At 71.5% G+C, this 2,472-nt stretch carries 1 protein-coding gene; it reads right to left on the bottom strand.

What is annotated here, in order from left to right; genetic code table 11:
* The coding region (gene ligA / locus FDZ70_09255; protein TLM70271.1) for an NAD-dependent DNA ligase LigA at positions 1–1,486 on the bottom strand (1,486 nt) is incomplete at its 3' end.
* Positions 1,487–2,472: the final 986 nt, after the last annotated feature.

Genomic DNA, 2,472 nt, shown 5'->3' with positions numbered 1-2,472 from the left:
CGTAGAAGTCGGCCGGGTCGGCGACCAGGCCGCGCTCCTCGAGCCGGCCGAGGATCTCGTCGCCGAGGCCCTCGATGTCGAGCGCCCCGCGGCTCGTCCAGTGCAGCAGGCGCTCGTGCCGCTGCGCGGGGCACGCCACGTTCGAGCAGCGCGTCACCGCCTCGTCGGGCGGGCGCCATGCGGGCGAACCGCACGCGGGGCACGCCTCGGGCATCCGCCACTGGCGCTCGGAGCCGTCCCGCAGGTTCTCGACGGGCCCGAGCACCTCGGGGATGACGTCGCCCGCCTTGCGGACGATGACGGTGTCGCCGATACGCAGGCCCTTGCGGGCCACCTCGTCGGCGTTGTGCAGCGTCGCCTTGCCCACCGTCGAGCCGGCGATGCGGACCGGCTCGAGCACCGCGTACGGTGTCATCGCGCCCGTCCGCCCGACCGAGACCTCGATGGCGAGCAGGCGCGTGGTCTGTTCCTCGGGCGGGAACTTGAATGCGATCGCCCACCGGGGGGCCTTCGCCGTGAAGCCGAGCTCGTCCTGGAGTGCGAACGAGTCCACTTTGACCACCACGCCGTCGATCTCGTAGTCGAGCTCGTGCCGGCGCTCGAGCGCACGCTGGCAGAACTCGCGCACATCGGCGGCCGAAGCGCAGGTGGCGACGTCGGGGTTCACGCGGAAGCCCGCTCGCTTCAGCCAGTCCAGGGTCTCGGCCTGGCCCCGCAGTCCGAGCGACCGTGGGTCGGCGACCTGGTAGACGAAGGCCGACAGGTCGCGCGACGCCGTCGCGGCCGGGTCCTTCTGGCGCAACGAGCCGGCGGCGGCGTTGCGGGGATTCGCGAACGGCGTCCCACCCGCCTCCTCCTGCTCGGCATTGAGCCGCTCGAACGACGGCTTCGACAGGTACACCTCCCCGCGCACCTCGACCGCGCGCCATGCTCCGGCAGCAGGCTCGTCGAACAGCATCCCGGCGGCGGGCCCGGGGAGCGCCTCGTCGCGCAACGCGAGCGGCACGCTGCGCACCGTGCGGACGTTGGGTGTGACGTCCTCGCCGGTCGTGCCGTCACCGCGCGTCGCCGCGCGCAGGAGCCTGCCGCCCTCGTACGTGAGCGCGATGGACGCGCCGTCGATCTTGTACTCGGCCACGAACGTGCATGCCCGCTCGCCCACGTCCTTGGCGAGCCGCTCGAACCACGCATCCAGCTCGCCCATGTCCATCGCGTTGTCGAGCGAGTACATGCGCTGCGCGTGCCGCACCGGCGCGAACGCCTCCGAGGGCGGGGCACCGACGCGCTGCGTCGGCGACTCGGGCGTCACGAGGTCCGGGAACGCGGCCTCGATCGACTTGAGCTCGGCCATGAGCGCGTCATAGGCCGCGTCCGAGACCTCGGGGGAGTCGAGCGCGTAGTAGAGGTGGCTGTGTCGGTCGATCTCGCGCCGCAGCGCGGTCGCGCGCACTGCGGCGGCGTCACGATCGTTGGGCACGTCGGGCACGGGCGCGGCGCTCCTCGGCGACGGACTCGGCAGGACGGCGGACGGCGCGGACGAGTGGCCCGCGCCGCCGCCTTGAGCCTATGCTACCCCGCCGCGCTCACGGCGGGGGCGGCCGTCAACTAGTAGTGCCCGCCCGTCGGCACTCCCCAGCACCGCACCGCGTCGACCATCACGTTGTACCCGGCCGACTTCGGGTTCTTGCCGCCCGCCACCTCGATGCGCAGGGTGTGCGGGCCGTTGTGCAGGGCGTGCACGTGCCTCGAGACGCTCTGCATCTGGTTCGTGCCCGAGTACAGGTCGACGGTCTCGGTCAGCACGCCGTCGACGTAGATGTTGGCCTTGCCCGAGGACGTGGTCCTCGCGACCACGTATTCGCACGCCACGCCGTTGAAAGTGACCTGGCTGTACGACTTGTACACCGGCGAGTAGCCGAGCGACCCGCCCGAGGCGCTCGCGCGCACGAGCGTCGACCACGAGCCGCCCCACCTGAGCCGGCCGTCGGACTGCTCGAGGTAGTTCGGCGGGTTCACCGTGATCGAGATGACGCCCGTGTCCGTGGCGGCGCCATCGGTCACCTCGAAGTCGAAGGAGTCGTCGCCCTCGTACCCGGGGTCGGGCGTGTAGACGTACGAGCCGTCCGCGTCCATCACGACGTCGCCGTGCGAGGGAGGCGAGGAGACCGAGAAGGCCATGGTGTCGCCGTCGGCGTCCGTCGCCTCGGCCCTGCCGTCGCAGTCCTCGTCCTTCCACGCCAGCAGCGCGCTGTCCGACGCGACCGGAGCGGAGTTCATATCGACGACGTCGATCGTGACCGTCTGCACCGAGACGTTCAGTCCCGGCTCGGGCGGACCGTAGCGCTGATCGAAACACCAGTACGTGAAGGTGTCGACGCCGGTGAACTCCGCGGGCGGAGCGTACTGGAAGGTCCCCATCGATGTGGACGGGATCCACACGCCGCCGGCGGCCGTCGGCGTCGGCTGCAGCAC

This window comes from Actinomycetota bacterium (genome assembly GCA_005774595.1).
Lineage (GTDB): Bacteria > Actinomycetota > Coriobacteriia > Anaerosomatales > D1FN1-002 > D1FN1-002.
Note: the sequence above shows the minus strand (reverse complement) of the source record. Positions and strands in the feature narration are given on the sequence as shown.